Consider the following 24,525-nt stretch of genomic DNA (forward strand, 5'->3'; position numbering starts at 1 on the left):
TTGAAAGCTACATTACCGTATTAAATCCAACAAGAACTATACTATAGTTTTAGACACTTTGTTATTTTAAAAAATAAGCATCGGGGCACCCCCAATGCTTATTTTTATTTTTCTAATCTTCCTTCTCGCTTTCGCAATTATATGATCCTAATAGTATGAATGAATCTTAAACGAAGAGAGATGTATTGGCGTATAACGCCGGGGCACCACCTGAATGTACAAATAAAATGTTATCATCCTGCTTAAAGGTACCTTTTCGGATTAGATCGATAAGCCCAGCTGCTGCTTTACCAGTATATACAGGATCAAGTAAAATCCCTTCTGTTTTTGCTAAAAGTTGAACAGCTTCCACCATTTCAGGCGTAGGTAAGGCATAACCTGGTCCAACGTACTCATCGAAACATGTAACAGCCTCACGAGGAATAAAGTTTGGAATCCCAACATGTGCTGAAGTTTCTTTCACAAGCTGAAACACTTTCTCCTCCTGTTCTGCTTTTCCTCGGCTTACATTGATCCCAATTACCGGAATACCGCTTTGGTTCCCATAAAACCCAGTCACTAAACCAGAATGCATTCCCCCGCTACCACTTACACAAACAACAGCATCGAAATTGATTCCTTCATTAAACGACTGCGCTAAGATTTCCTGAGCGCATGCAACATATCCCATTGCACCAGTAGCATTAGATCCTCCAACTGGAATTATGTAAGGTTGGTTCCCTTTCTCTGTTACCTCTTTCGCTACTTTCTGCATTTCATCCATAAGATCCGTTCCATTAGGTACAACTTTAATGTTCTCAGCACCTAGTAAATGATATAAAAAGTAGTTACCGTTAAAATCTGGTTTTGAATCTTCTTCAAGCCCCTCTTCAAGTACAAGGATACACTTCATTTTTTCTTTTACAGCAGCTGCTAACGTTAAACGACAATGATTGGATTGAATACCCCCGCATGTAATTAACGTATCTGCACCTTTTTCCTGCGCATCAGCAACAAGGAACTCTAATTTTCTTGTTTTATTTCCACCAGCCGTCAAACCAAGTAGATCATCTCGTTTTAAATAAATAGAAGGCCCTCCAAGGACTTCAGAAAAATGATTTAATTTTTCGATTGGCGTATATGATTCTGTGTATTTTTTTCTAGGGAATTTCGCTAAATTCATAATAACTCTCCTTATTTACTCTCTATCTAAAATTAAAATGGTAATTCAAATATCCATCAGACATTATCTATTCACTGATAATAACTCTTACACTTTTCATTAGAAAAGTCTTCAGTAACCAAACAACCCCAATGGATTTTTAGCCTGAATTATTTTCAGGAAACATCTCTCAGTATACTGGATTCATTACGGTAAATCGACTCTTATGCTTAAAAAATATTTCTTTTACCTAACATTTAACGAATTCTTTTAGATACATATAAAAAAGAGCTTTATCAATATATAAAGCTCTTTTTATTTAGAAAATATACAGTACGATTTTCATACTACTTTTCAAAATTATTTATCAGCCGAAAAGCGAACAATTTGCGTTAACCCAGGCTGTAGATTCATTTCCCCTTTATGGCGTACATATACCGTTTGATCCCCTTCAAATTTCGGAAGGTTTGCCGGATTATATGTATGCCATTCGTTTGTTCCCTCTATAGAATATTCCATGTACTCCGTCGCACCGACAATAACATTCTTTTTATCGTCGGCTATAACATCCGGTGCCATTTGTGCAAGTGTACCGTCTGCTGTCCATTTCGGGGCGTAAAACTCGTGGTTCCCAACTGTTGACCATATATTTTGCGGATGTTTATTTTCGTTCAGCACACGCTTTACCCCATCATATTGAGATTGTAATCCTATCCCGGTAATATCTCCATTCATAATTAAAGCTCTAGAATGAGGTGTCACTTTATTCATATCTTTTAGTATGTGATCAAAATCTCCTAAATCTCCTTGAATATCGCTACTAACATTAAACATTGTCGCTGATTTTTGTTCCCGAACATGCTCCTCTGCCTGTGCACCTGTTGAAAATACAGGTAATAACGTAGCAATAGTCGCTATAGATAAGGCTGCCTTTTTCATACTTTCTCCCCCTAATAATATGATGTATTAACTGTCCTTGTCGTTTTTATTCTTAGATGCTTGTCCCTATATCATTGTAAAGAAGAAATGTAAACTATATTTAAATTAATCTTTAAGTATCTTTTAACAAATCATCCCCCCAGCTCATATCCACATCACTAAAAAAAGCACAGGAATTTTTCTCCTGCGCTTTTTACAAATGATTCCCCTATACTAATTTCCCATCACGTAACGTCAAAATACGATCACATACATCTAGCATTCTCTCATCATGCGTTATCATAATCGCTGCTTTTTGACTCTCTTTCACTTCACGCTTCATCATTTCTACAACTTCACGTCCGCGTTTTGAATCGAGACTTGCAGTTGGTTCATCAGCTAATATTAAATCTGGATTATTCATGAAAGCACGAGCAATTGCAACACGTTGTCGCTCTCCACCAGATAATTGATTTGGATAGTGATCTTTTCTCTGCGTTAAACCAAATACTGCTAATAAGTATTCAACACGTTTTACTGCTTCTTTACGATTTTCTTTTTTTAATTTTGCAATGTAAAGAAGTTGTTCTGTTACATTTAAATACGGCACAAGATTCGCAAACTGAAAAATGAATCCAATACGTTTCAAACGAATATCTGTCATCTCTTTTTCGGATAAATGTGTAATGTTTTGCTCTCGAATATAAATATCTCCTTTGGATGGGGATAAAAGTGCACCAGCAATCGATAATAATGTACTTTTTCCTGACCCAGATGGACCAACAATTCCGATAAACTCTCCAGCTTTCACATCGAGTGAAATCGGATGAAGTGCCGTCACCTCTGTATTTCCTTCTCCATACACTTTACTTACTTCAGCTAATTTTAATAGTGATGTCATTACATGCCACCTCCAATTGCTTCTAACGCATCAACTTTCAATACTTGATATAAGGAAATGAGTGTTCCAATTACACTGATAACAATAAAGATTCCTGCATATTGTCCAATCATCATTGTTGTTAATAAGAAAGGCATGCTTTCTGGCAAAATCTGTTGTAACCCTGCAACCAATCCTATGCTGATAACCATAGCGACAACAGATAAGAATAATGCTTGCACAACTAAACTATTTGCTAAATATGAATTTTTTGTCCCAATCGCTTTTAATACACCTAATTGCTGCGTTTTTTGCAATGTAATCACATAGAAGAATACACCAATTAATAAAGCTGCAATAACAAGTAAGAACGCAATAATCATTGTTAATGTCCCTTGTTCTTCTTTATATCCTGGTATACTTTGAAGAACTTCTTTTTTCTCAATCACATGTGCATTTTTCACTTCTTTATCTGTACGTAGTGCAATTGCACTATAATCCTTTTGATTTGGCTGGGCAATTTGACTCCACACATCTTGATTTACATAAACAACAGGCGTATGGCTAAACATTTGATCTTTCGTAAATCCAACTATTTTAAATTCTTTTTTGGACACTGGATCAATAATTGTATCTCCAATATCTATGCCTTTTTCTTTAATTGATTCGTCAGCAACCATTTCATCTTGCGCTGTGCCTAGTGCATTACCTTGCACAATCTTTGGTTCTAAAAATGTGTCACGCTCGCTTGCAAAAATTGCGATATCGACCTTTTTTGAACTATCCTTCTTTTCATACGTTGAAACTTTCACATGAAATGGTACAGCATCTTTTTGATCGACTTGCCCCATTACCTCATCAACATCTTCTTTCTTAATTTGTGAACGAAGTAACTTATTTTCCGCATCACTTGCTACTACAAATTTTGTCGCATCCATATTTTGAATGGAAGACGCATTATCATAAGATAACCCATTCGCTAATCCAGAAATAACAAGGACTAAAAATGATAATAAAATCATGATAAGTCCGATTAATCCATATCTTAATTTTGATTGTTTTAATTCACGCAGAGCTAAAAACATTTTGCTCGCTCCTTCCTACTTCTTTCTATGCCCTTATCTTAAAAAAGAAATATGAACGGAACATGAACAAAACATTACAAAAGAAGAGACCGCCTAGTAACCATCAAATAATACTAACAGGAAACCCTTTACTTTGTAAGCGTTTTCATTTATAATAAGAATGGGTTGGATGGCACGCGTGGCCATCAGGGTATTTGGCGTAGGTGGGGCCGGTACTATAGACAGAGTATAAACAATGTTCCTTTTATATACTATAAAACTCTACATATATTATAAAATCATAAAAAGAGGATAGATGGAAACCGGATATATTCCGCTCCACCTATCCTTATTTTTATACTATGCTTCATCTATATAAATCCATTTTGATTTTTCGACATATAGCCGCGGCTATAGATAACAAAAGGTGACCTGCACTCGTTTTCTCTCTTTGTTTTCACTATGTCTGGAGCAGGAAAAGGATCTGACCGCTTCTATCATGGCCAGATGCTCTCTCCCACCTAAAAAGAAGGGTTTTATGTCGGTTTTTTAATTTGTTTTTATATAGAAAAGTACAACAATCAAGAAAAAATCCATATTAATTTTACAGATTAGCAGCCTTCTCTTTCACTTTCGGCAGTTCAATCTGAAACTTTGTGCCTTTTCCTTTTTCACTTACCACTGAAATTTTACCCTGATGCAATTCAATAATTTTTTTTACAATGGATAAGCCTAATCCGCTTCCTTCTATGTTCCGTGCTCTTGCTGTGTCAACTTTATAAAAACGCTCAAAAATTTTTTCAATTTCTTCCGTTTCCATACCAAGACCATTATCAGAAATAGAAATAACTGCTTTATCTTCTATTTCTTCTACTTGAAATTCGATTGTTCCCCCACTGTCTGTAAACTTAATACTATTTGTAAACATATTTGTCCATACTTGATGTAATAAATTTTCATCACCAGTTATCGATATGCTAGGAACATCGAATTCAATTGCAATGTCTTTTTCACGCCAGTTCCACTCCATCATAAAAATGACATCCTTAATTTGTTTTTGCAGATTAAACGTTTTTCTTTGAAGCACCTTTTCTTCTTTATCTAGGGATGCTAGTGTTAGTAACTGTTTGCACAAACTAGACATCCGCTTACTTTCTGATTCAATAATCTTTAAGTAGTGCAATCGTTCATCTTCAGTCATCTTATCCGTCTGTAATGTTTTTGAAAATCCTTGAATAGAAGATAACGGCGATTGGAATTCATGAGAAACATTCGAAACAAACTCCTGCCTCATTTGATCTAAATCTTTTATACTCTTCGTCATTTTTTGGAAACTAACAGCTAAAGTACCAATTTCATCTTTGCGATTATGTTCCAGTTCAATATCGTATTCTCCACTTGCAATTTTTTGTGTCGCCTTCGTAAACTTTTGAATCGGATGTACAATAAACCGTGCTGCAATTGCAATACAAATCATGCTTAATCCCACAATAAAACCAAGCAACACCGCTAAGAAAATTCTCATTTCACCGAATTGCTGCTGAATATCAGGACGAATAAATAAGGCATATTGCTTATCACCATTTTTCAGTGGAACCCCTACACTATTAATTAATTCATTATCAAAAAAGCCAGTTATAAATAGACGGGTTGGATAAGTAGAAACACCATTGTATACCTTACCTTGTAAAACTTCATCAATTGTAGCATCACTAATCTTTATAGTCCGAAAAGCATTTCCAATCCGTTTCCCCTGTTTTTGATCATCTACTACATAAATCTCATAACCTAATTTCGCAATAGAATGTAAATACTCATCCTTCGTTTCCTCAGTCTGTTTTTCATATAAATATTTTACTTCCTCGGCGTAACGTAAAATCTTTTCACTATTATACGGTTTTAATTTCACTTGATAATAAACATTGGTTAATAAAAAACCAATGATGCTACTAAGAAGCATAATCCCCATGGTAATCAATACAAATCTAGAATAAAGTGATTTCATCTTATTTCAACTCCAACTTATAGCCAAGTCCGCGTACCGTTTTAATTTGAAAATCGTCTGTTCGTTTTGAAAATCGATCTCGAAGGCGTTTAATATGAACGTCGATTGTACGCTCATCCCCTTCAAAATCAATCCCCCAAACAAGTTCAATTAGCTCTTCTCTAGAAAATATTCTTCCAGGATAACTTGCAAGTTGTGATAATAATTCAAATTCCTTTAACGGAAGCAAAATCGTTTGCTCATTACATTTTACTTCAAAGCTTTTTCTGTCAATCGTTGTCCCATGCAACGTTATAACGTCCGCACTGAGCATCTGATATCGACGAAGCAATGCTTTCATTCGAAAAATAACTTCTGCAGGCTCAAACGGTTTTACAATATAATCATCCGTTCCAGAAATAAATCCCTTTTCTTTATCGACTAATTGATCTTTGGCAGTCAATAAAATGACAGGTATATCATAATATTTTCTAATTTCTTCACATAGTGTATACCCGTCAATAAATGGCATCATTATATCAACAATCGCAAGATGAATGTTTTCTTTTTCTAATAAGGATTGTGCTACCTTTCCGTCCTCAGCTCCAAAAACTTTATATCCTTCCTTTTGTAAATGGTACTGTAATAATTCTCGAATATGTTTATCGTCATCAGCTAATAAAATATGTATCATTTCAGTTAAGTCCTTCCTTGTTTATCCTTCTACACCATTACATTAAGAAATAATTTCGTATTTTGCAAGAAAAAGACGATTCGCATCACACTAAATCAGCATATAATCAGATTGAATAATACAAATATAACCACATAAAATGGTTAGTGAAACAATAATTACTAGCTGGATATTATCAAGTAAATAAGGCAGCACTGTATGTGCTGCCTTACTCTTTTCTTCTATTCTAAAGAATGTATGAAAAGTCCACTACGAAGCTTCGGTTCAAACCACGTTGACTTCGGCGGCATGACTTCTCCCGCATCTGCAATTTCTAATAAATCTTCCATTGATGTAGGATATAAGGCGAATGCTACCTTATAATCACCAAGATTTACAAGACGCTCTAGTTCTTCTAAGCCACGAATACCACCAACGAAATCAATGCGTGCGTCAGCACGTGGGTCATGAATTTGTAACACTTGACTTAATAAATGATCTTGTAAAATAGAAACATCTAAACATTTTACAACATCATGGGCATCAAATGTTTCTTCTTTCACAGTTAGTTTGTACCATAGATTATTCAAATACATTCCAAATGAATGTGGTTCGTTTGGCTTATATGGAGATACACTTGCCCTTTCCACATGAAAATATTGTGTAATTTGCTGTAAAAATTGTTCTTCTGATAAGCCGTTTAAATCTTTAACCACACGATTGTAATCCCAAATGGATAGTTCATCATAAGGAAATAGAACGGATAAAAAGAAATTAAATTCTTCGTTTCCTGTATAGTTCGGATATTGCTCTCTACGCATAAGCCCTACCTTTACAGCAGATGCTGAGCGATGATGACCGTCGGCAATATATAGAGAAGGAATATTCTCAAACGATTTTACCAATGCAGAAATCACATCATTTTCTGCAATCTTCCATATTACATGCTCTACGCCGTCGTCAGCAGTAAATTGATAAATCGGTGCATAATTCTCTTGCCAATTTGTAATTATCTTTGTGACTTCTTCTTTTGTACGATAGGTTAAAAAAATCGGACCTGTATTTGCATTACACACATCAACGTGACGAATACGGTCTTGCTCTTTTTCATGACGTGTTCGCTCATGCTTTTTAATCGTGTTATCAGTATACTCATCAATTGATGTACAAACGACGAGCCCCGACTGAGATCTTCCTTGCATTGTTAATTGATAAATATATAAACACGGTTCTTCATCTTGTACAAGTACGTTATCTTTCATTAATCCCTGTAAATTTTCTCTTGCCTTCTCATATACACGGTCATCATAAGGAGAAACAGAAGAGTCTAAGTCAATTTCTGCTTTATCAATATGTAAAAATGAATATGAATTCCCTTTTACAACTTTCCTTGCTTCCTCACTATTTAATACATCATACGGCAATGCCGCAACTTTCTCAGCTTTTTCTGACACTGGACGAATGGCCCGAAACGGTCGAATTGTTGCCAATATCCTCTCTCCTTTACACAATCATTCGAACGGCTACAACACCTGTGATTTGTTTTATATTTTCAACTACATTTTCTTTAATTATATCATCAATTCCATTATCAATATCAATCATTGTATATGCCCAAGACCCTTTACTACGATTAATCATATCAGCAATATTAATATGATGTTCTGCTAAACAGCCTGAAATTTGTCCGACCATATTTGGAATGTTTTGATGCATAATTGTAATTCGCTTCTTTCCTATATAAGGAAGCTCTACATTCGGATAGTTTACTGAATTACGAATATTTCCCGTTTCCAAATAGTCACGTAACTGACGTGCTGCCATAACTGCACAATTTTCTTCAGACTCATACGTAGAAGCTCCAAGATGCGGCGTTGCAGTTACATTTTTCATTTGTAACACTCGTTCATTTGGAAAGTCAGTCATGTAATGATTTATAACCCCTTCTTCTAGTCCTTTTTCTAACGCAATTTCATCCACCAGTTCACCTCTAGAGAAATTAAAGAGACGGACGCCTTTTTTCATCGTTTGCATGGCATGTTCTCCAATGATTCCCCTCGTTTGATCTGTTAGTGGAATATGCAATGTAATATAATCGCACGTTGCAAAAATTTCATCTAAACTAAAAGCACGCTGTACGTGTGTTGATAAACGCCATGCTGTTTCAACAGAAATGTATGGATCGTATCCTACAACATCCATACCAAGTGATAATGCATCATTTGCAACAAGTGCTCCGATTGCTCCAAGTCCAATTACACCAAGTCGTTTTCCAGCAATCTCTGAGCCAACAAATTGTTTTTTTCCTGCTTCTACAAGCTGCGGGACTTCTTCCCCTTGCAGTTCTTTCGTCCATCCCACTCCGTTTATAATGTTACGTGATGACATAATAAAGCTAGCAAGAATGAGTTCTTTTACCGCATTCGCATTTGCCCCTGGCGTATTGAAAACGACGATGCCTTGTTCTGTGCATCGATCAACAGGTATATTGTTTACACCTGCCCCAGCTCTTGCAATCGCCTTTAAATCTTTTGAAAATTCTTCTTGATGTAAGGAAAAACTTCTCAGCAAAATACCATCTGGGTACTCTACATTTTCTTCAACTTGATATTGATCGTCTCTAAAAATATGTAAGCCTTTTTCAGCAATTTGATTCAACGTTTGAATGTGAAACATTTCTCCATCCCCTTATTTATACTCGAGCTCAAATTCTTTCATACAATGAACCAGTTTCTTCACGCCCTCTATCGGCATTGCGTTATATACACTAGCACGCATACCACCAACAGAACGATGACCTTTTAACGTAACAAGTCCCAATTTCTTTGCTTCTTGTAAAAATTGTTCATTTAATTCTTTCGATGGTGTTGTAAATGGAATGTTCATTAGAGAACGATACGTAGGATTAACTGGTGAAGTGAATAACTTTGACTCATCTAAGAAATCATATAGAAGCGCTGCTTTTTGTCTATTTTGTTCTTCTATAGCGGATACGCCACCTTGCTCCTTTAACCACTCTAGTACAAGTTTCGTTACATAAATGCTGAAGGATGGTGGTGTATTATATAAAGAGTTATTTTTGCTATAAGTTTCATAGTTTAACATTGTTGGACAAGTAGACGGTGCACCACCAATTAAATCTTTCTTTATTATGGCGATTGTCAGTCCTGCTGGTCCTAAGTTTTTTTGAGCACCCGCGTAAATCAATCCAAACTTCTCTACATGGTACTCTTCAGATAAAATATTGGAAGACATGTCAGCGACGAGCGGAATATCCCCTATCTCTGGAATATCCACATATTTCGTTCCTTCAATTGTATTATTTGTTGTAATATGCACATAATCTAGTTCCTTTTGAATGTTTAACGCATCCACATGTGGGATTGTTGAAAAGTTTTCTGCTTCAGATGAAGCAATGACGTCAACTGTTCCAATTTTTTGCGCTTCTTGCAGCGCCTTTTTAGACCATGATCCTGTTTGTACATATCCAGCTCTTTTATGTTCTTTCATCAAATTAAATGGAACCATTGAAAACTGTAGCGATGCCCCACCTTGTAAAAATAAAACATCATAATTTTCAGGAATGTTCATCAATTCACGGAGTAGATCACTTGCTCCCTCTATAATATCTTGAAAGTGTGAAGATCGATGACTCATTTCGATAACAGACATACCTGCCCCGTTATAATTCAAAAGTTCCTTTTGCACTCGTTCCAACACCGGCAAAGGGAGTATAGATGGTCCTGCTGAAAAATTGTATACTCTTTCCATTACATGAACAACCTCCCTATTTCTATAATTATAAATTTTAAAACTTTCTGAATTATAACCCATATACAATATGTGGTCAATTTGTTTTGCTTCTTTCTGGTGTAAGACGCAATGGAACCGTTTGCAGATGCATTTTCATTCATAAAATGAAACTTTGATCAGTAGGAGTTTTCTTCATCCCTCACTGATTATTAGTCCTGACCAATCGGGCTTTTACGGGATAAACATACAAAAAGTGTTAAGCAAATTTGCTTAACACTTCAATCATAATCATATAATAGCTAATTGCTCGCAAAGAACCGATCATAGATTTGATAAATTGCAGAAAGACCAAAAAGCCAGTAAACAGTATCAACAAGAGCTGGTGTAGAACCGAAAAGCTTCTCTACTACATTGTAATCCAGCGCGACAAACAACCAATTCAAGCCGCCAAGAATCACCAAAATTGCTGTAAGGTAAGACAAAAATTTCATTATGATTGCCCCCTAGGTGATAAAATGGTGAAAGGCCTTTCACTAAAATATATGTAACAAATTCCCAAAATTGCATATTCATTAAAATTATTTTTTGTACCAATTATATATAACCGTTTCTGTTTATTTACACGACAGCTTAAAAAAATAGCTGCAATTTGGAGGATAAAAATTATAAACGGTATAATAAGCGCAAATGTTATTGCATTATGAATCGCCATAACAAAACCAAATATAATAAAAATTGCAAAACCCATTACTGTTCCTATTATAGAACCCACTAATCCAATAACTAATTCAGCTTTTCGTTGTTGCATGTTGCTGCTTCCTCCTAATATACAAAAAACGTAATAATCCAAAAAATATCATAGCAAACAAGACATTCCCATATTGTCATATCTTGTCGAACAAAAAACAAAAAAAGGGCCATTTTGCTCCCTTCTTTTCTTCTCATGTATACATGTAACGAAAGCGTAAACCTCGCAAACGTGGTGGAAAATCTAAACACAGAGGAATAAGTCACGAACAGGTTTGTGTTCTTGTTGCCAGAGACCGTACGAAAGCAACCGTCTCTAAAGTTTGTAGTTACTATTAGAAACTACATTAGCAACCAATCAAGTATCTATATAAGCTTTTATGGAAACGTTGGCCAATTAACTAAAGATGAATACTTCAAAAAGTAAAAAATAGTAATACCTTTATAAAGAATGTAATTACATGTTCATTTTTCATGAGGGTTTATCCAAAAATAAAAAGGTAGGTACGTACATATGGAAATACAGAACCTTTCTATTGCTAAAATATTTCACAATCCTCAAGTAGCAAATACAGGGCAATGCATACAAGGGGGGCCATCCTTTGTTTTATAATTTATGCAGATTTGTAAGAACTGTTGCTTTGAAATAAAGTTTGATCAAAGATACCTGGCAAGCCAGTATTTTACGATAAATAAAATGAATCCATTTTGAAAAAAGATTGATCAAAATGGATTCATATCCAGCAGATTTAAGTATCGGTTTTATAAAAAAGTTTAATCATTTTCTACCTGTGTTGCTCCACAATCGCTCCCTTTAATGGAATACCAAAAAGAAAAACACAGATGCAAATAAGCTTATTATCTTCTCTTACACCAGTAATTAGTTCACATACATTATTTCGCATTCTTTTGAAAATAAAGCCTCCTAGTTCTTTTATATAAAACTTTAATTTCTTGTTTGGGAGATTTGATTAACAATTTGGCTCAATGCCTCGTTTATTGGTGTAGAAGATGCGGCTTTGTGGTCTCAACGCCCATGAAGCGATATTGAGTGCAGCATATGAAAGTGGAAGAATAATATGAAACCCGTAATCACCATAATCGTTAGCAAACGCATGAGATAAAGCCGCACCAGTCATTAAAAAGAAGATACCCGCGTGAGCCCATTCTTTAAGCCGAGGAAAACCTGGCACAACGAGAGCGATGACTCCAAGTACTTTCCAAATCCCGAGAATGGTCAAGATGTATAATGGGTAACCAAGATTCGTCACTAACTCGACGTTTCCCCCATATTGCATCAGTTGCCCGATACCACTTAACATAATAGCTGCTGCGAGTAGTAATGTGACCGTCCAATAAGCAATCATTTTTCCTTTTGTTTTCATCCTTTGACCCCTTCCTTTAATCATTGATTTAAAAATGAAATACTATTACTGTGGTAGTTCCTTACAACTCTTCACATTCGTTAGGACAATCGGCTTAGCATTGTAAATCCGCATTTTCCTGACGGTTCCCCTATTATATTGCCTTTTCTTGAAATCTATTTTCATCCTCACGCTTTATTCCTGTTTCTTTAATATAGGATTCAATGTACTTGTTTAATTGACTATTTTCATCTTTCACTTCATTAAGAATAAACAACAGATTTTTTGACGCTTACCATGTAACTAAAATTCATTATTTTCAAATTCCTCACTCTTCTCTCTTCTTACCTTATGTGTTTCTAAATCTGCTAACCTAACTGGAATTGGTAATCTACTTTCTTTTCCTATTAGATTCGACACAATTTGAATACTCGTACCTAAATCTATATCGTTTCCACAAGAGACAAAAATAGGTTTTACATTTTCTTTCGTTCTTAAAGCCCTTCCATATACCTCTTCATCTATAATAATATCGCTAAAAGCAAACGACTTATTCTCTGGCATAGTAAAGTCAACATCCTTAATCTTTAGATAACTTTTTGCTACACCGATTGTAGGTTTATTTAAGAAAAAAGAAGCATGTGTCGCAATCCCCATATTCTTATAGTGTAAATAGCCATTTCCATCAAACATAAAAATGTCTGGATCAGAAGTAAGTTTTTTTGTTGCCTCTATTATTAAAGGTAACTCACGGAACGCTAAAAAGCCCGGTATATATGGCACTGTTACCTCACCATAACTATAAACCTTCTCTACTTCCTCTTTCGTTTGGTAATTGATAACAACAATACAACAAGTTCCATAGTGCTTATCATCTTTTTCCCAATAAGCTAAATCTACTCCGGCTATTAATCTTATATCTTCTAGATGAAAGTTATTTTTCAATTCAATTCTATGTATTAATTTATCTTGAATTCCAGAAAATTCTTCTTCTGATTTTAGATTAAATGAATGTACTTCTCTAATTTCCATGTTCTCATCCTCTTTTTATTATCATTTATCCCGCATTAACGGGCAGTAAGACCCCCACCTCAAAATTCAGCGAAAGCAAAGAAGTTAGGTGGGGAATCAACTGCTCATAAAAGCCCGATTGGTTCAACTAACCATCAGTGGGAGATGAAGAAAAAAAACCCACTGATGGAAGTTTCACTTTATACGAAACGGCTCCTATGTATCGCATTTCATAAAAGTTTCCATTTTTATTTGTTATTTCACCACTGTATTCATAGTTATATATCATAATAATTGTGTTGTATTTCATCTCTAGTATATTCGAAGCAAATCTTTTCATCTGTGGTATCACAACTTCTTCATAAGAACACCCTGCTAGTAAAACTTCTAGATTGTCACTTCTTTCTAAATAAAATTCTTTTTCAATAAAATCCTCATCAATATCATACATACAAATATGGAAGTCTTTTATAAATGGTGATGGTATAGAATCACCGTCGTCTGTGTATTGTATACTGAAATAATCCTCTAACAAGTCTTGTGATTCCATATTTCCTAGCCATAATGAAACCATACCTTCTTTTTCCATGCATACAAACTCCATTCATTTATCGTGTTTCAATCCACAAAAGGAATTCTTAAATCCTCTACATACTACGCTTCAAAACCAATCACGATCCATTCATCTACGACATTCCAAAAATTGATATTATATTCCGGCTGATCGTTTGTAAACCATAATGTAGCTTTATCATATTCGCAATTATTATAATCAATAGCTACATAACCGCCCATGCCACTTTTAAAAAATCCAAAAGTTGTTTTCAAATCAATTTGTAGGGGCTCTTCTAATTCTTCAATAATTCCCCACTCATCATCATCAAAATAAGTAACACATGCAAAAGGTACTAATCCCATAGCGCCGCTCGCATAATAATAAAATCCATTATGAACTTTTTCATAAAATTCTCGAACTGAAATAGGAATCCTGTCCCATGAAGCTTCTAGCACTTTATTATCAAATCTATCCATAGGATTTCCTGCTTCATAATACTCTATTTCACCATCCGACGTCTTCAGTGTGTATAACATCGAATATATATCGTTATTTTCTATTAATTCCACATTGATAAGGTGCTCTTCCAAATATACGATTGTGTTACTTAATTCTTTCTCTATGTATGTTCTCCAAATCTCTAAAACCATATCTATTCTCTTCTTGCTATCGTGTTCTTTAAAAACTTCGTGCCAAGTACTAGGTATTACTTTATCATCTATTTTATCCAGTGATAGAAGCTTTACATTTCTTTTATACTTTCTTAAAAATGCAAGTTTTGGTTCCATATAACCATCCCCTTTCATTTATACATTTAAAGCACTGAAATGAGTTCTGCTAAACTATTACTAATAACTTCAAAACTTCCTCTTTCATAATCTTCTATTTTCACTTGTCCATTTTCATTATCTACAACTACCAACAGCCCATTACACTCTATACCTATAGGAGTATTCTTTAACTCATTATGGTGCGCTTTTTTATAACCTTGTAAAGTGATATAAAAGTCTCGGAGTTCAATTCCTGGTATAACAGGATTTAGCTCCAGGTTATACTCTAAATAACTGCCTGCTAAATCTAAAAACCAATAAGAATTATAGTATTCTTTAATTGAATGATGTAGTTGTATTTCTAAATTCTTTTCTATATCTGAAAAATCATGAAGCACATCTTTTTCTATAGGCTTCCAAAAGATATATTCCTCTATATCTGGTTCCCCTTCATATATAAAAGAATCTACTTCTTCCATCCACGGAGCTTTTGGTAATGAATTATTATAGTCTTTCCACTCCTCAAGTAATGTATAAAAATACTGCTTCATTTCCTCTTTCATTTTTTACTTCTCCCAAACCATTATTTATTCTCTACTTAGTAGAAACCAATTCTTGCTTCCCTATAAAATACTTTTCTAGTTATGTATGTTATTTTAATGGTACAAAAAATTGATAACTTCTTCCGTTATATTATCAATAAAATAACACTTTCCATTCTCTACAACTAATTGTAGATCACTTCCGACTGGAAAGGAATAAACCGCTAAAATAGCAGGTTCAATTTGGGCTACTGTATTAAAATCACATACTACTAAGTTATTCGGATCATTTACGTAATCATCATCATCAATATCCGAAAAAAACCTCCAGCCATTATCAACACTATTTACAGATTCATCCCTAATCAACCATTTTAATTTTCCTTTTCCATCTAAAATATTTTTCGATACCATACAGCCGCCTGCATTTTTGATAAATTCCGTCTTTAAGTAATCGGACATATTCTCTCACCCTTTCTGAGATTTCTTTTATGGTTTATTCCCTTTATATCTATGTAAACAACCTTTACTCCGTTTTCAACATTCGTGCACCATAAAATTTTTCATATCATCCTATACATACTTAGAACACATTGATTATTATTTAACTTGGATTCTTTAAACCTTGTATAAACAAACTAAAACTATCTGCAATTTTATACGTGTTTTCCTCTTCATTTGATTGTTCAAAATAAAATGCATGGTCCCAATAATAAACACCATAATGTTCTAAATCAGTAATTAAAACAATGAAACCCGAACCAGGATCATCGCCAATTATTAAACTCTTCGGTAACATATCTTCCTCAAACTCGTTATGCCAGCTTGCTAAATTGCAGCTCCTATCTAATTCTATTCCATATAAAACATCTAGAGGAATCTCTTCATTCAACTCTTTCACAAAAAAAGTACTGTACCTTACCTTTGCAGTACCACCATTATATTTCCCCAAAAAACTTCTATAATCTTCCGGTAGTGAAAATCCTAAATAATCTTCTAGAGTATCAATATCTTCCTCTGTTACCGTCCCAAAAGGGTTTATATTCATTTCTCTTACCCCTCATTCATCTTTTAACTTTTTGTATAATATGTTTGTTGCTTCATCTAACACTATGCCTTTAACTGTTATTATTCCTATACACTCTCATGGATAATTTTGAATTCACTATACTCAATTAATGCCTTAAATACATCACTTCCTCCATAAGGCCATGCATAGGGATAAAATTCAATTCTTCCAATATTGTTTGATGCCTTTTCACAAGATATTAGTTCATATTCTCCACAAGCAAACGCATCGATCATAGATTCAAAATCCCATGGGGTCACAAGCTTAGGATCTGTTAAACGTTCTTCTACAGGGGTTTGTTCCCATAAAATTCGGTAGTTATATAATTCTTTTTCAGTCGGCCACCAAAACTGTTTTAATACATCTTCTTCAAAATACTCTAACCACATAGAATCACTACAATCTATCATCTCTTTTTCTTTCTCTTCCTTCAGTTTGTAAAAAAATTCTCTTAGTTTCTGAAAATGGGCCTCTTTGTGTATTACAAACTCAAAATAACAATTCGTCATGTACTCACCCCTATATTTGTATGACCATGAAACTATATTTCCCTAAATTATAACATTCCATAATTTGATTATGGTATACTATCGCTTTATTAAAAAGTTATTTCCACTTAAAGATTTTTATTATGTACTTATTCCGTATAATAATAATAAGACTCCTACAAGAGTAAGAGTCTTATTCACATTATTTAGGTGTTAAAGTTAATCTTTTTCCGTCTATTCCTTCTGTACTAAGCCTAGTAACATGATAGCTTCCATTTACCCAATCTTCTCTTTGATCATGGTACCAATCACTTTTAAAATGTCCTGATTGCCCTGGTCCCACTATATGATAGCCATTAGACATATCCTTTGCGTCTATAACAAATCGCCAGGATGCTCCGTGATTCACAATGCCATCATCTCCATAACTTGCCGCTTGAACAGTAATATTACTTCCTCCAACTGGTACAGGTTTTTCACGATTGAAAAAGAATGCGAGCAAATCGGATGATTTTGAAATAGGATGAGTAAAGGAAAGTTGATGATATTCTCCCCACTTCCATTTCGTTACATCTGATCCATATTGTTTTTCAAGCTTCTTCATTACCTTTGAATAGGATGTATGTAAAACTTCTGTGAAGCCTCCATGTTTAGAGAACCACACACTGTTTTCTCCATTCATTTGTTTACGAATTAATTCATCAATGACTTGTTGTTTGCCCTCAAATAATTCCATTACATCCTTTGGTATTTCCTTTGAAAATAAAGTATTAGATATTTCTTTCATCAATAAATGAAAGATTAATGGCACAGCTTTATCTTTATTACCGTAAAAATCCCAATTTATTAACTCTTTTACCCCTTGATTGCTCAATTATGTAATTAGACTTATCCTATCTCTATTAGATAGTAGAATCGAATAGAGGAACTGGCATTACAAATTGCCAATCCTTTTTTTCTATATTCAGTTATGCATTGACAGCTTCACTCCATATATTAATATCATTTTCATCTAAAACTGCTTTAATTCCATCTTTTTCAAGCTTTTGAAAATCATCATATTCATCCTTCTCTCTTGGCTTCCAAAATATATAGCCCTCCTCATCCTTTTCGCCAACATATAAATACTGATCAATCTCTGTATCGAATGAAACCTGTGGGAAAGTTCCATTCCACTCGCTCCATTTCAATAGGTAACTTTCAAAATAACGCTTCATTATCGTTTTCAAAACTTATCGCCTCTTCAAAATTAAATTCGAAATCAATTCTTGTATGCTCTCTGAAATGGTTTCAAATGAACCGCTTTCAAAATCTTCTAATTTAACTTTTCCATCTTCATTATCAATAACAACTAACATTCCGTTACCTTCAATACCTATTGGGATATGATTCAATCTATCTTGGTGGTTATCCTTATAGCCCTTTAGCCGTTCTTTAAATGAATTGAATTCAATATTTGGCAATACAGCTTCTAATTCAATATAATAATTTTTATAAAAACCATTTAATTCAGCAAACCAATAGGAATTAAAATACACAATAACCGTTTGATGAAACTGAACACCCATTTCTTGTTCTAAACAAATAAAATTGTGTACTATATTTTTTTCTATTGGTTTCCATAGAATATAACCTTCATCATCTATTTCCCCTTCATAAAAAATAGGATTAACTTCTTCAAGAGCTGGTGTTTTTAATAAAAAATCTAAACCTTCGTGCGCTAATTTTATTCTTAACTTAAAGTATTGTTGCATTGCGTTCTTAATAGACACACATATTCCCCTTCATTTCGCTTAATTGTAGACCCTACAACATCGCTATTTTTTATTTATTTCCTTTCTACAAACCCATCATCAAAAATGGATTTGAATCTCTTCTTTAAATGCCTTATGTAAATATTCTTCAAAATTAGAAGCGATCCATTCTTGTTCACCTGTATCCATATAAACTCTTATAATTTCTACAGCTAGTAATTTACAACCAATTAGATTTCCTGCACCATCTATTCCAATTGCAGCAAATCCGCTTTCTTTAATGTACTTCCCGAAAGAAGTCCCCATCTTCAAGCGCGTGATGGGCGATAGCCAAGCGATAAGGTGGGGATGAATTTCGGTTAGGCATCGCCTAACTGACTTGTAAGAATAACCAATTATGATTGTGGTGCATACATTCAACATCCGATATATTCACTTGTTTATAAGATTTAGCAGGATTTTGTATATAATGGCCGTCCAAATCTTGCACATACACCATCTTCCCTGTAAATCCTGTCACAAATCCTATTTGTCCAAACGCTTTCACCTTATCACCTAGATACATTGTGCCTACATACGGTGTATTTTTATTATTTCTTTTCGCTGTTCTATTGATTGCCATTCTAATCTGTTCTTCCATCATGTTTCAAGTGAGACATTTACTCCTTATGAAGAAGAAAAGAGGGTTGAGTGAATATAAGTTATGGGGGAAATACCCAGTTTGAATAATAACAATTAATGTTAGTTTTAGAAGTATTTAACCATTTACAATTTCTCCACCATTCACGTGCAAAATTTGCCCTGATATGTAAGATGCATCATCGGAAGCCAAAAATACATAAGCAGGTGCCACTTCAAACGGTTGACCGGCTCGCTTCATAGGAACATGGTCTCCAAATGTGGCAATCCATTCTGGAGGTAAGGAAGATGGAATTAATGGAGTCCAAATTGGTCCTGGGGCCACACCATTAACTCGAATCCCTTGCGATGCCAGTGACAATGACAGCGAACGTGTAAATGAAACAATGGCTCCTTTAGATGCCGAGTAGTCAATTGCATCTTGATCTCCGTGATAGGCACTAAGGGATGTTGTATTTATTATGGAGCTCCCTGAATTCATGTATGGCAAAGCAGCTTTCGTCAAAATAAACTGCGAAAAAACATTTGTGTGAAAGGTGCTTGCTCGTTGATTCGAATCTACATCAAGTAGACTGTTCCTTATGTATAGTACACCGGCATTATTCACCAAAATGTCAATACGACCAAATTGGTGAATCGTTCGCATTACAGCTTGTTGGCAATGCTGCTCATACCCAATATCACCTGGAATGGTAATGCAACTACGGCCGTACTTTTTGACATAGAACTCCGTTTCTTTTGCATCACTGTGTTCATTTAGGTATGAGATTGCAATGTCTGCACCCTCTTTCGCGAAGGCTACAGCGACAGCTCTCCCAATTCCACTATCCCCACCAGTTATGAGCGCTACCTTATTTATAAGCTTACCGGCTGGTTTGTAATTGGGATCATCAAATATAGGTCTGGGTACCATTAATGATTCAATGCCAGGTTTATTTTGTTGCTGAGGCGGGAAGCCCATCACATACACCCCTCTCGGCATTTTTCTATAATGTATTATGATATTCAGGAAAATATATCCTTTTCAAAAAATTAAATAGAGGAAGTGAAGGTGTAAAAATGAGTTTTTTCTACAATATGAAGCAGCTGTAGGAAGTAGTAATTATAAGGGGTTATACCAATTTTCGATGAGAGAAAATTTAATATGAATGAACGCTTGCCTTTGAATAGACGAAAAATGACCGTCTTCTTTGCCATCAATACTTAGAATAACCTCTCTCTGCTCCAAACATGACGATATTTATTTGACCACTCCAATACAAATCAAAAGATATTTCACCAAATAAATCATCATTTAATTTCTTCAATATTCCTTACGCCTCCAGTTTTCATGCGTCTATACTGTCCAAATATTTATAAACACTATTCATTCTATTTATTAAGAAATTGATCTTAATTTCAGCGAATTCATCTTCCAAACACTTCTGCATCCTTTTAAAGACACTTCATTACATTACAAACGCGGTATACTTCGATAATAAAATACAATAAACAATATTATTCTCCTCACTCTTCATAAACAACCGCACCAGCAAAAACAATGTGTCCATTTCCAACAACGTTTGCTTCTTCAACAGCTTCGTTATGTTCAAAATCATAAACTCTAATCACTGCGTTATAACTCTCTAACATATGCTCACCATAATGTTCTATGAATTGAGATACAACTATTTCATTATAAGACGCACCTTCTAATAACAGCTGTAAAGAAGCAGTTGAAATATCAATAAACGTTCTTTCTAATAAGTCTTCATTGTAATCGATAAAATCAATTTGAAAATCTCTCATAAATTGTGATGGGATTCTATCTCCCTTTTCATCAAATTTTATTTCCACATACTTTTGCAACATTTCTTTACTCTTGAAATTCCCTAGCCATAGAGACATTACACCTGGATTTTCGATGTTAACCCTCCTCAAACTTTACATTTTATAAAAACTATTTAGGACTTTCATAAAATACATCAGGAGAGTCCTGTTAAACCAGGGGTTATTTTTTCTATTTTTGCCCAACTAAATAAGCATTCAATTTGCATTTGATTTCTACATTTAATTTTTAATAGTCCTTCTTCTTCAATAGCATTTATTTCAAATTGATGAATTATATTGTCTGTTCCCAAACCTTTTATTATTAAATCTTGAATACAATAAAAAGATATCTCTATATAAATTACATCCCATTTATTCCATCGCTTCGGTTTATTTTCAACAGGTTCCTTTGTCATGAATCGGATAACTAAGGTCGGACCATCTCTTCTAAGATGAACATCTAATAACTCTGATTCTTCAAACTCCGGTATCATTCCAAAAATACTTATAAGAGCTTGAGGATTTAAAATTTTAAGTTGATTAATCATGTTTATATGCCTTACTTTCTACTGTTTATTTTCTTTTCAAAATAATAATAGGTCTTCATCTCAAAATTCAGAGAAAAATAAATAGAGAAACATCATTTATGAAATCCCTAAAGATGAAGTACATCATCAATAAAATGCACATCTTTATTCAGTAAGATTTTCAATTTCCTCAGACCAAAATGTATTCTTTTCTAAAGCCTTTGAATCGATACGCTTTAATTCATTTTCAAACCAGATACGTACTGATTCAGGAATTTCATTCTCTAAAAAAGCAAATTCACCATTTAAGTGTATCGCTTCATCAATTAACTTAGAAAACAATAGAAGGCTTTCTGCAAATTGATGGATGGAAGAATTAATGAAGATTTCTTCATAATTGTTGTCATGATGTAAATAAACTACTTTGTCTGTTCTCTCATCAATACAAAGAGGATCTCCAGAACCGTTTGAACCTATTAACCAATAAAACTCAAAATCTATTGGCATGCCAAATTTTCGAGTTACATTCTGCATCAGTTCAGTTGGGTTATCAAACTCTATAAATGGAGCTGCCGATTTCGGAAGACCAGCTTCACTTAAAAACCGTCTCGTATCAATAGATAAATTTGTATGCTGTAACATATCTCCATCCAATTTATTTAATGGCCCGTCCTTTTTTTCATTCCATCTATCACAAAATTCTTTAGGCGAAATCATCTAAATACCTCTTTCCTTTTTTCATCCCATAATTTACTCCTGCATATCCTCTTCATCTTTATAAGTTCTAATCTTTTTGAAAAAGATTTATTTCTTCATTCCAAAAAGTATTATAATTAAGACAATCCCCATCGATTTCAATTAACTTTTCTGTGATAACTTCTAAATCTTCCTTCTTACATTTTCTATTCAAATATGCATGTCTACCATTCACTTCTTTTATTCTCTTTATAAACTCACTATATTCCAAAATACATTCAGCTAATTGTGGTATGGATTGATTTACATATACTTCTTCCATTGTTTCATGATCTATACATACGACTATTCCTAAAGGCTCTTTAATGGATAAAATATTTCCTTCACCTGTAAATCCTAAATATATATACCTCTCATAACTTGCATCTAAATTATATTTTTCCTTTAAGCTTAATAAGCTACCTTTATTTGTTGATTCAAAATTCAAAAATGGTGCTGCAGATTCAGGCAATCCAGCTTTTAATAAAAAATGTTTACATGCTACAGGTATATCTAAATTTTTGAATTTATCTTCTTCATAATGAACGAATGGATATACTTTTTGGTTCCATCTTTTTCGAAATTCATTGGGGTTCATCAATTTAAGCCTTTCCTTCCATACAAATGTAGCTTTTCGTCTAGCAATATTACTTCTCTTCCATTCGATTAAAAATAATCATTTCCTTAATCGCGAATTCAAGCCACTCCCAAAAATCACCGAATTCCTTCCTCTGTTCAAATCCTTCCGTAGCGAAGTCATGAATCACTTGAACCTTTTGTCCTTTTCCAAATTCAAAGCAGGCAATATCATCATTATCATCTCTTCTAGCAAAAGGAACTAATTTTCGATTTGGATACCTTTCTTTCAAATCAAGAAAGCGTCTAGTTGCTTGTGCTGATTCCATCATATACCATAAATCAAAATCAACTAAATGTAATTCAATTGCTTTTTTATATGATTCTGGATATTCAAACCCATCTATCTTAATAAAATAGCTACCCACTCAAATTCCCGCTTTCTAATTTATTTTGAGCAAAACAATGATAAAGCTTTTCTACTACTCGTTTACCTTCAAATACTTCCTCTTCAGCACGAAAGAGAATACATCGCGTTATTCTGCTGAAGGATTATAATCAATCTCTACTTTTTCAAGACCTTCCAATACTTTATGTATTCTATTAGATAAATCTCTTATTTCTTCTTGAGTTAATTCCCCCACTGCGTCTAGTGGATTAAACTTGCTTAATCTCTTTGTTATACCTTTTATATATCCAATAAAAACTTTATCATGAGTTAACAATATTTCACCTACAGCTGTATCAGCAATAACGTCTTCTATTTTCCCTAGATTTATATATTCATCAGCAGCCCTTGCTATTGCATATCTATAGCCTCTATTTAATATTAAAAAATCATTATAGGCTTCTTTGATGTCTTCAAACAATTCGTTATATTCCCAGTCTTCCATTTCAGATTCCTCCATTAGACATTCATTATCATGGTAAATTTGAATCAATAGTTTAGAACTACAAAAGAATCTATATTATTGTATATATAATTAACCTTCACCTTCATATAAACTATCTAAAAACCCATTAAAACTATCCGCAAGAAAGAACATATTATCCATTTCTTCAGTAGATTCTAGATCATGAATCCAAAGGTATATTTTCTCATAATATATTCCATCTATGCCCAAACATATCTGATTACCCCCAGAATCATCTCCTATTGATAAAAAACAATCGGGTATTTCACCATTTAAAGAGTCAAAAACATTTGCTAAATCATCATAGGATTCATTTATATCTATGCCATATAATGTATTTACCACACTCTCTCCCTCTTTTTTAGAAATCTTGAAAACATTTGGTTTTACATTACCACCGTTAAATTCAAGTAAAAATTCTCGATATTGCCTAGGGATTTTAATATCGTGTTCTGCTTCAAATTTTTCTATGTTTTTTAGAGAAGTTTTTTTATGTGAACTATTTATAATCGTCATATTCATTCTCCTTTATATATATTTCTCGCATAACTTTGTGATTGTCTACCACTAAATCTTATAATCTTCTCGCTTTTCAAATCATAAAAAAACTT

31 protein-coding genes and 2 pseudogenes are annotated in these 24,525 nt (G+C 33.9%); 1 reads left to right on the top strand and 32 read right to left on the bottom strand.

Annotated elements, in window-relative coordinates:
• Positions 1–166 precede the first annotated feature (166 nt).
• The 11 genes from cuyA to QRE67_RS14325 all read right to left on the bottom strand — a co-directional run bounded on the left by cuyA (position 167) and on the right by QRE67_RS14325 (position 11,221).
• Positions 167–1,162 carry a D-cysteate sulfo-lyase gene (gene cuyA / locus QRE67_RS14275; protein ID WP_286120821.1) on the bottom strand — a complete coding sequence of 332 codons (996 nt, stop codon included), beginning with the start codon at positions 1,160–1,162 and terminating at the stop codon, positions 167–169.
• 339 nt (positions 1,163–1,501) lie between these two features.
• Entirely contained in the window at positions 1,502–2,080 is a 579-nt protein-coding gene (locus QRE67_RS14280) for a DUF4073 domain-containing protein (protein WP_286120823.1), read from the bottom strand.
• A 208-nt stretch (positions 2,081–2,288) separates the two neighbouring features.
• The gene (locus tag QRE67_RS14285; RefSeq protein ID WP_286120824.1) at positions 2,289–2,960 is read right to left on the bottom strand and encodes an ABC transporter ATP-binding protein; all 672 of its coding nucleotides are present in this window, start codon (positions 2,958–2,960) and stop codon (positions 2,289–2,291) included.
• Entirely contained in the window at positions 2,960–4,024 is a 1,065-nt protein-coding gene (locus QRE67_RS14290) for an ABC transporter permease (protein ID WP_286120825.1), read from the bottom strand. Before QRE67_RS14290 ends, QRE67_RS14285 begins: the two co-directional genes overlap by 1 nt.
• A gap of 583 nt (positions 4,025–4,607) precedes the next feature.
• Entirely contained in the window at positions 4,608–6,008 is a 1,401-nt protein-coding gene (locus tag QRE67_RS14295) for a sensor histidine kinase (RefSeq protein ID WP_286120826.1), read from the bottom strand.
• Position 6,009: 1 nt separating this feature from the next.
• On the bottom strand, positions 6,010–6,681 hold the full coding sequence (locus tag QRE67_RS14300; RefSeq protein WP_286120827.1) for a response regulator transcription factor: 672 nt from the start codon (positions 6,679–6,681) through the stop codon (positions 6,010–6,012).
• A gap of 221 nt (positions 6,682–6,902) precedes the next feature.
• Complete coding sequence (locus QRE67_RS14305) at positions 6,903–8,150, bottom strand: DUF1015 domain-containing protein (RefSeq protein ID WP_286120828.1); 1,248 nt, start codon at positions 8,148–8,150, stop codon at positions 6,903–6,905.
• A gap of 13 nt (positions 8,151–8,163) precedes the next feature.
• Positions 8,164–9,336, bottom strand: a complete 1,173-nt coding sequence (locus QRE67_RS14310) for a phosphoglycerate dehydrogenase (RefSeq protein WP_286120829.1) — start codon at positions 9,334–9,336, stop codon at positions 8,164–8,166.
• A gap of 12 nt (positions 9,337–9,348) precedes the next feature.
• A complete protein-coding gene (gene serC / locus QRE67_RS14315) occupies positions 9,349–10,431 on the bottom strand; it encodes a 3-phosphoserine/phosphohydroxythreonine transaminase (protein ID WP_286120831.1) in 1,083 nt (360 codons plus the stop codon).
• A 281-nt stretch (positions 10,432–10,712) separates the two neighbouring features.
• Positions 10,713–10,904 carry a DUF378 domain-containing protein gene (locus QRE67_RS14320; protein ID WP_286120832.1) on the bottom strand — a complete coding sequence of 64 codons (192 nt, stop codon included), beginning with the start codon at positions 10,902–10,904 and terminating at the stop codon, positions 10,713–10,715.
• A complete protein-coding gene (locus QRE67_RS14325) occupies positions 10,904–11,221 on the bottom strand; it encodes a hypothetical protein (RefSeq protein ID WP_286120834.1) in 318 nt (105 codons plus the stop codon). The genes QRE67_RS14320 and QRE67_RS14325 overlap by 1 nt, the downstream gene beginning before the upstream one ends.
• Before the next feature lie 155 nt (positions 11,222–11,376).
• Between QRE67_RS14325 and QRE67_RS14330 the strand changes: the two are divergent.
• Positions 11,377–11,484: pseudogene (locus tag QRE67_RS14330) on the top strand (IS1595 family transposase); the annotation flags it as partial.
• 647 nt (positions 11,485–12,131) lie between these two features.
• On the opposite strand, the gene QRE67_RS14335 reads toward QRE67_RS14330, so the two are convergent.
• The 21 genes and pseudogenes from QRE67_RS14335 to QRE67_RS14435 all read right to left on the bottom strand — a co-directional run bounded on the left by QRE67_RS14335 (position 12,132) and on the right by QRE67_RS14435 (position 24,430).
• Complete coding sequence (locus tag QRE67_RS14335) at positions 12,132–12,569, bottom strand: DoxX family protein (RefSeq protein ID WP_286120835.1); 438 nt, start codon at positions 12,567–12,569, stop codon at positions 12,132–12,134.
• 258 nt (positions 12,570–12,827) lie between these two features.
• Positions 12,828–13,556 carry an endonuclease V gene (locus QRE67_RS14340; RefSeq protein ID WP_286120836.1) on the bottom strand — a complete coding sequence of 243 codons (729 nt, stop codon included), beginning with the start codon at positions 13,554–13,556 and terminating at the stop codon, positions 12,828–12,830.
• A gap of 127 nt (positions 13,557–13,683) precedes the next feature.
• Positions 13,684–14,124, bottom strand: coding sequence for an immunity 22 family protein (locus QRE67_RS14345; RefSeq protein ID WP_286120837.1), 441 nt, complete (start codon positions 14,122–14,124; stop codon positions 13,684–13,686).
• 65 nt (positions 14,125–14,189) lie between these two features.
• Entirely contained in the window at positions 14,190–14,879 is a 690-nt protein-coding gene (locus QRE67_RS14350; RefSeq protein ID WP_286120838.1) for an SMI1/KNR4 family protein, read from the bottom strand.
• A gap of 26 nt (positions 14,880–14,905) precedes the next feature.
• A complete protein-coding gene (locus QRE67_RS14355) occupies positions 14,906–15,424 on the bottom strand; it encodes a SecY-interacting protein Syd (protein WP_286120840.1) in 519 nt (172 codons plus the stop codon).
• A 93-nt stretch (positions 15,425–15,517) separates the two neighbouring features.
• Positions 15,518–15,865: a DUF2185 domain-containing protein gene (locus QRE67_RS14360; protein WP_286120841.1), complete on the bottom strand. Its 348-nt coding sequence runs from the start codon at positions 15,863–15,865 to the stop codon at positions 15,518–15,520.
• A gap of 142 nt (positions 15,866–16,007) precedes the next feature.
• Complete coding sequence (locus QRE67_RS14365) at positions 16,008–16,451, bottom strand: SMI1/KNR4 family protein (protein WP_286120842.1); 444 nt, start codon at positions 16,449–16,451, stop codon at positions 16,008–16,010.
• Positions 16,452–16,537: 86 nt separating this feature from the next.
• A complete protein-coding gene (locus tag QRE67_RS14370; RefSeq protein ID WP_286120843.1) occupies positions 16,538–16,981 on the bottom strand; it encodes a hypothetical protein in 444 nt (147 codons plus the stop codon).
• 181 nt (positions 16,982–17,162) lie between these two features.
• Positions 17,163–17,834, bottom strand: a pseudogene (locus QRE67_RS14375) (penicillin acylase family protein); the annotation flags it as partial.
• A gap of 94 nt (positions 17,835–17,928) precedes the next feature.
• Complete coding sequence (locus QRE67_RS14380) at positions 17,929–18,189, bottom strand: SecY-interacting protein Syd (protein ID WP_286120844.1); 261 nt, start codon at positions 18,187–18,189, stop codon at positions 17,929–17,931.
• 3 nt (positions 18,190–18,192) lie between these two features.
• The gene (locus QRE67_RS14385) at positions 18,193–18,714 is read right to left on the bottom strand and encodes a SecY-interacting protein Syd (protein WP_483298706.1); all 522 of its coding nucleotides are present in this window, start codon (positions 18,712–18,714) and stop codon (positions 18,193–18,195) included.
• A gap of 99 nt (positions 18,715–18,813) precedes the next feature.
• A complete protein-coding gene (locus tag QRE67_RS14390; RefSeq protein ID WP_286120847.1) occupies positions 18,814–19,020 on the bottom strand; it encodes a hypothetical protein in 207 nt (68 codons plus the stop codon).
• A 64-nt stretch (positions 19,021–19,084) separates the two neighbouring features.
• Positions 19,085–19,336, bottom strand: a complete 252-nt coding sequence (locus QRE67_RS14395) for a hypothetical protein (protein ID WP_286125384.1) — start codon at positions 19,334–19,336, stop codon at positions 19,085–19,087.
• A gap of 135 nt (positions 19,337–19,471) precedes the next feature.
• Positions 19,472–20,314 (bottom strand): SDR family oxidoreductase, encoded by an 843-nt coding sequence (locus tag QRE67_RS14400; RefSeq protein WP_286120848.1) that lies wholly within the window; start codon positions 20,312–20,314, stop codon positions 19,472–19,474.
• Positions 20,315–20,859: 545 nt separating this feature from the next.
• Positions 20,860–21,258, bottom strand: a complete 399-nt coding sequence (locus tag QRE67_RS14405; protein WP_286125290.1) for an immunity 22 family protein — start codon at positions 21,256–21,258, stop codon at positions 20,860–20,862.
• A 59-nt stretch (positions 21,259–21,317) separates the two neighbouring features.
• The gene (locus tag QRE67_RS14410; RefSeq protein WP_286120849.1) at positions 21,318–21,710 is read right to left on the bottom strand and encodes an immunity 50 family protein; all 393 of its coding nucleotides are present in this window, start codon (positions 21,708–21,710) and stop codon (positions 21,318–21,320) included.
• Positions 21,711–21,854: 144 nt separating this feature from the next.
• Positions 21,855–22,406: an SUKH-4 family immunity protein gene (locus QRE67_RS14415; protein WP_286120851.1), complete on the bottom strand. Its 552-nt coding sequence runs from the start codon at positions 22,404–22,406 to the stop codon at positions 21,855–21,857.
• A 67-nt stretch (positions 22,407–22,473) separates the two neighbouring features.
• On the bottom strand, positions 22,474–23,022 hold the full coding sequence (locus tag QRE67_RS14420) for an SUKH-4 family immunity protein (RefSeq protein WP_286125291.1): 549 nt from the start codon (positions 23,020–23,022) through the stop codon (positions 22,474–22,476).
• Between the two features lie 49 nt (positions 23,023–23,071).
• Positions 23,072–23,428, bottom strand: a complete 357-nt coding sequence (locus QRE67_RS14425; RefSeq protein ID WP_286120853.1) for a hypothetical protein — start codon at positions 23,426–23,428, stop codon at positions 23,072–23,074.
• Between the two features lie 108 nt (positions 23,429–23,536).
• Positions 23,537–23,893 (bottom strand): Imm3 family immunity protein, encoded by a 357-nt coding sequence (locus QRE67_RS14430; RefSeq protein ID WP_286120854.1) that lies wholly within the window; start codon positions 23,891–23,893, stop codon positions 23,537–23,539.
• A 90-nt stretch (positions 23,894–23,983) separates the two neighbouring features.
• Entirely contained in the window at positions 23,984–24,430 is a 447-nt protein-coding gene (locus QRE67_RS14435; RefSeq protein WP_286120855.1) for an SMI1/KNR4 family protein, read from the bottom strand.
• Positions 24,431–24,525: the final 95 nt, after the last annotated feature.

Source organism: Bacillus sp. DX3.1, from assembly GCF_030292155.1.
Lineage (GTDB): Bacteria > Bacillota > Bacilli > Bacillales > Bacillaceae_G > Bacillus_A.

What these genes read in the sequence shown, in the direction of transcription:
- QRE67_RS14395 (WP_286125384.1), bottom strand. Translation starts at nt 19,336, where the DNA reads ATGGCAATCAATAGAACAGCGAAAAGAAATAATAAAAATACACCGTAT.
- cuyA (WP_286120821.1), bottom strand. Translation starts at nt 1,162, where the DNA reads ATGAATTTAGCGAAATTCCCTAGAAAAAAATACACAGAATCATATACG.
- serC (WP_286120831.1), bottom strand. Translation starts at nt 10,431, where the DNA reads ATGGAAAGAGTATACAATTTTTCAGCAGGACCATCTATACTCCCTTTG.
- QRE67_RS14385 (WP_483298706.1), bottom strand. Translation starts at nt 18,714, where the DNA reads ATGCAACAATACTTTAAGTTAAGAATAAAATTAGCGCACGAAGGTTTA.
- QRE67_RS14435 (WP_286120855.1), bottom strand. Translation starts at nt 24,430, where the DNA reads ATGACGATTATAAATAGTTCACATAAAAAAACTTCTCTAAAAAACATA.
- QRE67_RS14340 (WP_286120836.1), bottom strand. Translation starts at nt 13,556, where the DNA reads ATGGAAATTAGAGAAGTACATTCATTTAATCTAAAATCAGAAGAAGAA.
- QRE67_RS14355 (WP_286120840.1), bottom strand. Translation starts at nt 15,424, where the DNA reads ATGAAAGAGGAAATGAAGCAGTATTTTTATACATTACTTGAGGAGTGG.
- QRE67_RS14415 (WP_286120851.1), bottom strand. Translation starts at nt 22,406, where the DNA reads ATGATTTCGCCTAAAGAATTTTGTGATAGATGGAATGAAAAAAAGGAC.
- QRE67_RS14400 (WP_286120848.1), bottom strand. Translation starts at nt 20,314, where the DNA reads ATGGGCTTCCCGCCTCAGCAACAAAATAAACCTGGCATTGAATCATTA.
- QRE67_RS14370 (WP_286120843.1), bottom strand. Translation starts at nt 16,981, where the DNA reads ATGACGAATTGTTATTTTGAGTTTGTAATACACAAAGAGGCCCATTTT.
- QRE67_RS14290 (WP_286120825.1), bottom strand. Translation starts at nt 4,024, where the DNA reads ATGTTTTTAGCTCTGCGTGAATTAAAACAATCAAAATTAAGATATGGA.
- QRE67_RS14390 (WP_286120847.1), bottom strand. Translation starts at nt 19,020, where the DNA reads ATGGGGACTTCTTTCGGGAAGTACATTAAAGAAAGCGGATTTGCTGCA.
- QRE67_RS14345 (WP_286120837.1), bottom strand. Translation starts at nt 14,124, where the DNA reads ATGGAAAAAGAAGGTATGGTTTCATTATGGCTAGGAAATATGGAATCA.
- QRE67_RS14285 (WP_286120824.1), bottom strand. Translation starts at nt 2,960, where the DNA reads ATGACATCACTATTAAAATTAGCTGAAGTAAGTAAAGTGTATGGAGAA.
- QRE67_RS14360 (WP_286120841.1), bottom strand. Translation starts at nt 15,865, where the DNA reads ATGTCCGATTACTTAAAGACGGAATTTATCAAAAATGCAGGCGGCTGT.
- QRE67_RS14300 (WP_286120827.1), bottom strand. Translation starts at nt 6,681, where the DNA reads ATGATACATATTTTATTAGCTGATGACGATAAACATATTCGAGAATTA.
- QRE67_RS14320 (WP_286120832.1), bottom strand. Translation starts at nt 10,904, where the DNA reads ATGAAATTTTTGTCTTACCTTACAGCAATTTTGGTGATTCTTGGCGGC.
- QRE67_RS14295 (WP_286120826.1), bottom strand. Translation starts at nt 6,008, where the DNA reads ATGAAATCACTTTATTCTAGATTTGTATTGATTACCATGGGGATTATG.
- QRE67_RS14310 (WP_286120829.1), bottom strand. Translation starts at nt 9,336, where the DNA reads ATGTTTCACATTCAAACGTTGAATCAAATTGCTGAAAAAGGCTTACAT.
- QRE67_RS14350 (WP_286120838.1), bottom strand. Translation starts at nt 14,879, where the DNA reads ATGGAACCAAAACTTGCATTTTTAAGAAAGTATAAAAGAAATGTAAAG.
- QRE67_RS14365 (WP_286120842.1), bottom strand. Translation starts at nt 16,451, where the DNA reads ATGAATATAAACCCTTTTGGGACGGTAACAGAGGAAGATATTGATACT.
- QRE67_RS14335 (WP_286120835.1), bottom strand. Translation starts at nt 12,569, where the DNA reads ATGATTAAAGGAAGGGGTCAAAGGATGAAAACAAAAGGAAAAATGATT.
- QRE67_RS14420 (WP_286125291.1), bottom strand. Translation starts at nt 23,022, where the DNA reads ATGAACCCCAATGAATTTCGAAAAAGATGGAACCAAAAAGTATATCCA.
- QRE67_RS14410 (WP_286120849.1), bottom strand. Translation starts at nt 21,710, where the DNA reads ATGATTAATCAACTTAAAATTTTAAATCCTCAAGCTCTTATAAGTATT.
- QRE67_RS14280 (WP_286120823.1), bottom strand. Translation starts at nt 2,080, where the DNA reads ATGAAAAAGGCAGCCTTATCTATAGCGACTATTGCTACGTTATTACCT.
- QRE67_RS14430 (WP_286120854.1), bottom strand. Translation starts at nt 23,893, where the DNA reads ATGGAAGACTGGGAATATAACGAATTGTTTGAAGACATCAAAGAAGCC.
- QRE67_RS14325 (WP_286120834.1), bottom strand. Translation starts at nt 11,221, where the DNA reads ATGCAACAACGAAAAGCTGAATTAGTTATTGGATTAGTGGGTTCTATA.